Genomic DNA, 6058 nt, shown 5'->3' on the forward strand with positions numbered 1-6058 from the left:
GATCGACAGAAAGCCCACGTCGCGCGTAATGCAACGGCGTCAGCTTTTGCCGTCCAGAATGGGATGCGACTGGCCCGGTATCGGACGGCCCTGATCGTCGGTCGGCACGAGCTGCGTCTGGAATGCAACGAAGAGCGCCTGAAACTTGCCGTCGACTTCGACCATCACGGCGCCGTCCTGAAGCACGCCGTTCTCGTTCGAGTGGTCTCTCACGCGACTACCCGGTGCGGGCTTCGGGTTGCCCTGATTCATATGCGTTTCGTGCAATCCGTCCTTGCCCGGCTCGAAGAGAAAGCCGAAACCAAAGACCGTGACGTCTTTGGCGGGCTTCCATCCGAGGCGATCGTCGCTATAGGCCGGCGTCTTGTAGACGTAGTCGACGCCATCCGCCGACATATCGAGTTGCAGCATCTCGTTGAGCAGCGCGTTGATGTCGTTATGTTCGTCTTTCGTGTCGAGCGGAATCGGGCGCATCGCGCCGAGATCGAGAAGACGCGGGTCATGCACGTAGTCGAGTTTCGGGAAGTTCGAGGTCGACACGCCAGCGGGCAGCGTGCCGAGATCGGCGATCATCGGATGATCGAAGGATCGATTCCACAGATACAGCACGAGATAGCCCGCCGGTCCCGTCAGCGAGCTATCCGATTTCACGTTGGTGACGATGTTGAACGGCTTGCCGTTCGCGTCTTCACTAACGATGACGTAATGCGGATCGCCCTTGTAACCCTGCAGAAAGGGAACGCCGAGCTTGACCGTGCCTTTGAAGAGAACGTATTCGTTGCGCGCCATGATGCTGCTCCGTGAAGTGAGCGACCATTTGATGCGGCAAGTGTGACATTCATTCGAGCTTTGCGCGTCGGCCCCGATATCAGCGGATCGCTTTGCGCGCAGCCTTGAAACGATGCTTCTGCTCGGTCTTCAGCGCGCGCAACGCATCTTTCGCATGTGCGTCGCCACCGAGCGTGTCCTTCGAATTGACGAGCAGTTCGCGGCTCGCGACGACATCGTTCAATGCGCCAAAGCGCTTTTGCAGGCGCTTCAGATGCTTCACTTTCGCGCGCAGTTCGGGCTTGATGTCGGACTCGAAAAGCTCCAGCAAATAACGCACTTTCTTTCCGGCCTTACGCACTTCGTGATACGCGGCATAGTTCGACTGTTGCGCGCGCAGCGCCTGCTTGATGCGACGTTTCAACTGACCGCGCGCCGCGCCGATCCGCTTTCGCGCGAATCGTTCGACGGGCACGCGCTGCGACGCGGTATTGAGTCGATGATTCGCGTCTTTCAGTCCGCTCTGCAAAACGTGCTTGACGTCCGCGTTGGTCAGCGTCTGAACGCTGGTCGCGAGCGCGGCCTCGCGATGCGCCTTGATGGCTTCTTCGAGTCCCTCGACATCGAGTTCCTTGACCAGTTCGAGCAGAATGTCCCAGTCGCGCGTGCTGCCCGCCGATGTCGCCAGATACTTGAGCAGCGCGCGCTGACGCGTGTCGAAATCATCGTCGAGCAAAGGACGATAAGCCCAGAACAACGTGCGAAGCCGCCGCACCGCAACGCGCAGCTTGTGCAGCACTTCCGGGTCCGTGTCCGTGTCCAGGGCGGATGCTTGCCGCGTTGCTTCTTCGATCAGCGGCGAGGCCAGATCGCCGAATCGCGCTTCAGCGGTTGCGTGCTTGCCGTCGTTCATGTTCGCTTCCCGTTGCCAGATCGATATTGCCGCTGCAAATTGCATACCCGCGACTGTTGTGCGCGAACCAAAGCCCAAGTATTCGCGGTACACGCATTGCTAGAAACCAAACAGCAGAAATGCCGTTATTTTCGAACGCTCCACAACAAAAAGATGGTTGGGTACACTAGCCGCGTCCTGCAGTTTCAGCCAGACACGAACATCATCTGGAGCCAGTTTGAGGAAGCGAGCCACGGTCATTTGTCGAAAAGGCAACCGCATATTGCTGGTTGCGCGGCGTCACACCAAATGGGCGCTGCCCGGCGGCATGCTCAAACGCGGCGAGCATCTGTCCGATGCCGCGCTGCGCGAACTGAAGGAAGAAACGCGTCTTGCGGGCAAGTCGGCTAAGTTCCTGTTTCAGCATCGGGGGCGGCAAAAGCATCATCACGTCTTTTCGTGCGATCTGCCGAAGAACGCCAAGGCGCGCGCGAGCAACGAAATCTCGCGCTGCCGGTGGGTGCATATATCGGAGATTCAACGGCTCGCCACGAGCGCGCCGACGAAGGTCATCGTCAAGGCGCTCGGTGGCAATCGCGGCAAGCGCTGATCGCTACTGGCCGCCCTCCTGAATCGTCAGAACATTTTTCACGGACTTGACGCCGTCCACGCCCTTCGCGATGGACGCGGCCTTGTCGATCTGCGTGCCGTCCGCTGCGTGACCGGCCAACGTGATTGCGCCATTCTTCGCGATCACGTTCACGCCGTTCATGTCGATGCCGCCTTGCTTCAGCGCCTGCGACACCTTCTTGCTGAGCGCGCGATTGGCTTTGCGCGCGGCCGATTTCGAGCTTCCCGCACTCGCCGATGGCGCGGTGGACTGCGTCGAGCCCGCATCGCTGGTCTGCGACCACGCGTTGACGGAGAAGGCAATCGCGGATGCGACAGCGGCAAATTTGAGCGCATTCATCGTTTTCATCGCTTGGCTCCAGTGGCTTGAGTGAATAGAGGACTACAAGGGCACCGTGCATTCTAGTCGGCGCATCGCGATAGCGCAGGGAATTGGGCCATTCATCGCGAAAACGCGTGCGACTCGGCGGGCGCGAGAAAAAGTTCGTGATCGTCCGCGAGCTTGCCGATCGTGAAGTCGATGAACGTGCGTACGCGCAGCGGCTAGATCGATTCACGCTGCGTGAAATACCGCTTGAGCAAGGGCACGGGACGTCCGCCGCGGATATGCTTGACTGCATCTGCTACATTTGCCCTGCTCCACCCGCTGAACATTTCGAACGACACGACAACACGAAGAGACGACAGCATGACGCAGCGAATCGGCATGATCGGTGTCGGCCTGATGGGGCACGGCATCGCACGCAATGTGATGAAGCATGGTTATCCGCTCACGGTGGTCGAGCACCCCGGCAACCAGCCGCTCGACGAACTCCTCGCACTCGGCGCGAAGACCGTAAGCAATGGCGAAGCGCTCGCGCGCGAAGCGGACATCGTCATCTTGTGCGTGACGGGATCGCCCGAAGTCGAAGCGGTATTGACCGCACCCGATGGCGTGCTCGCGGGATTGCGGCCGGGCACGATCGTCATCGATTGCTCGACCGCCGTGCCCGCATCGACGCAACGCATGGCCGCGCTCGTCGAGAAAGCAGGCGGCCTTTTCGTCGATGCACCGATGACACGCACCGCGAAAGAAGCGCACGAAGGGCGGCTCAACCTGTTGGTGGGCGCATCGGCGGAGCTGTTCGCGCGCATCGAACCGTTGTTGCGCACGTATGCGGAGAACGTGACGCTCGTCGGCGGCACCGGCGCGGGACACAGCATGAAGCTGCTGCACAACTTCGTGTCGCTCGGCACGATTGCGCTGATCTCGGAAGCGGCGGCCTGCGCCGAGCGCGCGGGCGTCGATGCGCGAACGTTCGTCGATGTCCTCGCGAAAGGCGGTGGCGGCGGCGCAGCGCTGGAACGGCTGCGGCCCGCGCTCATCGAAGGTGATCCGACCGGCATGCCGTTTCACATGTCCAACGCGTTAAAGGATCTCGGCTACTACACGACGATGGCCGCCGACAACGACGCGGTCGACGCGATCGCCAGCGCCGTGCGCGCGACTTACGCGGACGCGGTCGAACAAGGCGGCGCGCATCGCACGTTGCTCGAGTTGCCGAAGTTGCTAGGAGATTGAAGCCGCAATGAAAAAGCCGCTCTTTCGAGCGGCTTGTCGCTGGCGCTTATGAAGCGTCAATCGTCGAGCAGGGACAGATCGCGCACCGCGCCCTTATCCGCTGACATCACTAATTTCGCATACGCCTTCAAAGCCGCCGACACCTTGCGCGGACGCGGCTTCGCCGGCTTCCACCCCTTCGCGTTCTGCTCTTCGCGACGGCGCGCGAGTTCGTCGTCGGAGAGCAATACGTCGATCGTGCGATTCGGAATGTCGATGCGAATCTTGTCGCCGTCGCGCACGAGGCCGATGGCGCCGCCCGCCGCTGCTTCGGGCGAGCAATGACCGATCGAAAGCCCCGACGTGCCGCCCGAAAAACGTCCGTCCGTCAGCAACGCGCACGCCTTGCCGAGACCCTTCGACTTGATATAGCTCGTCGGATACAGCATTTCCTGCATGCCGGGGCCGCCCTTCGGACCTTCGTATCGAACAATGACGACATCGCCGGCCTTGACCTTGTCGTTCAGGATGTTCTCGACGGCTTCGTCCTGCGATTCGGTCACGTGCGCCGTGCCTTCGAACACGAGAATGCTTTCATCGACGCCCGCCGTCTTCACGACGCAGCCATCGAGCGCGATGTTGCCCGTCAGCACAGCAAGGCCGCCTTCCTTCGAGAACGCGTGCTCGTAGGAACGGATGCAGCCTTCGGCGCGATCGGTATCGAGACTCGGCCAGCGCGTGTTCTGGCTGAACGCGACTTGCGTCGGCACGCCAGCGGGACCGGCCATGTAGAACGTCTTCACGGCTTCATCGTCGGTGACCTTGACGTCCCACTGCGCGAGCGCATCTTTCAGCGTCGGCGCATGCACGGTCGGCACGTCGGTATGCAGCTTCCCTGCACGATCCAGTTCGCCCAGGATCGCCATGATGCCGCCCGCGCGATGCACGTCCTCGATGTGATACTTGTTCGTGTTCGGCGCGACCTTGCACAGTTGCGGCACGGTGCGCGAAAGACGATCGATGTCCTTCATCGTGAAGTCGATCTCCGCTTCGCGCGCGATCGCCAGCAGGTGAAGGATCGTGTTGGTCGAACCGCCCATCGCGATATCGAGCGTCATCGCGTTTTCGAATGCCTTGAAGCCGACCGAGCGCGGCAGCACGCGCGCTTCTTCCTGCTCGTAATAACGGCGCGCCAGTTCGACGATGCCGCGTCCCGCGCGCTTGAACAACTGCTCGCGGTCGGCGTGCGTCGCGACGACGGTGCCGTTGCCGGGCAGCGAGAGGCCGAGCGCTTCGGTGAGGCAGTTCATCGAGTTGGCCGTGAACATGCCCGAGCACGAGCCGCACGTCGGGCACGCGGAGCGTTCGACTTCGGCGACTTCGGCATCGGAATACGACTGGTCGGCGGCAATCACCATTGCGTCGACGAGATCGAGCTTCTTCAGTTCGATGGCCTTCGTCTTCGGATTCGCAAGGCGCGTCTTGCCCGCTTCCATCGGCCCGCCCGACACGAAGATCACCGGGATATTCAGGCGCATCGCGGCCATCAACATGCCCGGCGTGATCTTGTCGCAGTTCGAGATGCAAACCATCGCATCGGCGCAGTGCGCGTTGACCATGTACTCGACCGAATCCGCGATGATGTCGCGGCTCGGCAACGAGTAGAGCATGCCGTCGTGGCCCATCGCGATGCCGTCATCGACCGCGATCGTGTTGAATTCCTTCGCGACGCCGCCCGCGGCCTCGATCTCGCGCGCGACGAGCTGGCCCAGGTCCTTCAGATGGACGTGGCCCGGCACGAACTGGGTGAACGAATTGACGACGGCGATGATCGGCTTCGAGAAGTCTTCGTCTTTCATGCCGGTCGCCCGCCAGAGCGAGCGAGCGCCCGCCATGTTGCGTCCGGCGGTGGAAGTTTTGGAACGGTATGTGGGCATCGTGGTGGCTATTGAATTCGCGGAATGAAAGCGGGCCACGAGGGGTGAGGGCCCTTGCGCCTGAGCCGGCGACCTTTTGGGTCTTCTGCATCGGAAAGGCGGGAGTTTTCGAGATTATCCCATACCTGCTTCGTCCAATCCGCTTCGCCGCGCCCGCTAAAAAAATGGCGCAGCCCCTTCCGAAGCTGCGCCATCTCGTCATGCGATCACGTCGTCAAACCGCCCGGCGCACCATCAATTCCTTGATCTTGCCGATCGCCTTGGTCGGGTTGAGCCCCTTCGGGCACACGT

The 6058-nt window shown here is 61.4% G+C and carries 6 protein-coding genes and 1 pseudogene; 2 read left to right on the forward strand and 5 right to left on the reverse strand.

The genetic code is table 11. From position 1 onward, the window contains the following. Nucleotides 1–39: 39 nt before the first annotated feature. On the reverse strand, nucleotides 40–789 hold the full coding sequence (locus tag AWB77_RS10900) for a DUF2278 family protein (RefSeq protein ID WP_061134421.1): 750 nt from the start codon (nucleotides 787–789) through the stop codon (nucleotides 40–42). Nucleotides 790–868: 79 nt separating this feature from the next. After that, entirely contained in the window at nucleotides 869–1681 is an 813-nt protein-coding gene (locus AWB77_RS10905; protein WP_061134476.1) for a CHAD domain-containing protein, read from the reverse strand. Between the two features lie 217 nt (nucleotides 1682–1898). Between AWB77_RS10905 and AWB77_RS10910 the strand changes: the two genes are divergently transcribed. Beyond that, nucleotides 1899–2270 (forward strand): NUDIX hydrolase, encoded by a 372-nt coding sequence (locus AWB77_RS10910; RefSeq protein ID WP_061134422.1) that lies wholly within the window; start codon nucleotides 1899–1901, stop codon nucleotides 2268–2270. Nucleotides 2271–2273: 3 nt separating this feature from the next. Here AWB77_RS10910 and AWB77_RS10915 read toward each other — a convergent pair whose 3' ends face one another. Further along, nucleotides 2274–2639, reverse strand: a complete 366-nt coding sequence (locus AWB77_RS10915) for a BON domain-containing protein (RefSeq protein WP_061134423.1) — start codon at nucleotides 2637–2639, stop codon at nucleotides 2274–2276. Between the two features lie 303 nt (nucleotides 2640–2942). On the opposite strand from AWB77_RS10915, the gene AWB77_RS10920 reads away from it, so the two are divergent. After that, nucleotides 2943–3851 carry an NAD(P)-dependent oxidoreductase gene (locus tag AWB77_RS10920; protein WP_279616179.1) on the forward strand — a complete coding sequence of 303 codons (909 nt, stop codon included), beginning with the start codon at nucleotides 2943–2945 and terminating at the stop codon, nucleotides 3849–3851. A 56-nt stretch (nucleotides 3852–3907) separates the two neighbouring features. Here AWB77_RS10920 and ilvD read toward each other — a convergent pair whose 3' ends face one another. Together ilvD and sdhB are read right to left on the reverse strand one after the other, a co-directional pair. Then, the gene (ilvD, locus tag AWB77_RS10925) at nucleotides 3908–5767 is read right to left on the reverse strand and encodes a dihydroxy-acid dehydratase (RefSeq protein WP_061134425.1); all 1860 of its coding nucleotides are present in this window, start codon (nucleotides 5765–5767) and stop codon (nucleotides 3908–3910) included. A 214-nt stretch (nucleotides 5768–5981) separates the two neighbouring features. Continuing rightward, a pseudogene (sdhB, locus tag AWB77_RS35725) lies at nucleotides 5982–6058 on the reverse strand (succinate dehydrogenase iron-sulfur subunit); the annotation flags it as partial.

It is taken from the genome of Caballeronia fortuita (assembly GCF_001544835.2).
GTDB lineage: Bacteria > Pseudomonadota > Gammaproteobacteria > Burkholderiales > Burkholderiaceae > Caballeronia > Caballeronia fortuita.

What these genes read in the sequence shown, in the direction of transcription:
- AWB77_RS10900 (WP_061134421.1), bottom strand. Translation starts at nt 789, where the DNA reads ATGGCGCGCAACGAATACGTTCTCTTCAAAGGCACGGTCAAGCTCGGC.
- AWB77_RS10905 (WP_061134476.1), bottom strand. Translation starts at nt 1,681, where the DNA reads ATGAACGACGGCAAGCACGCAACCGCTGAAGCGCGATTCGGCGATCTG.
- AWB77_RS10915 (WP_061134423.1), bottom strand. Translation starts at nt 2,639, where the DNA reads ATGAAAACGATGAATGCGCTCAAATTTGCCGCTGTCGCATCCGCGATT.
- ilvD (WP_061134425.1), bottom strand. Translation starts at nt 5,767, where the DNA reads ATGCCCACATACCGTTCCAAAACTTCCACCGCCGGACGCAACATGGCG.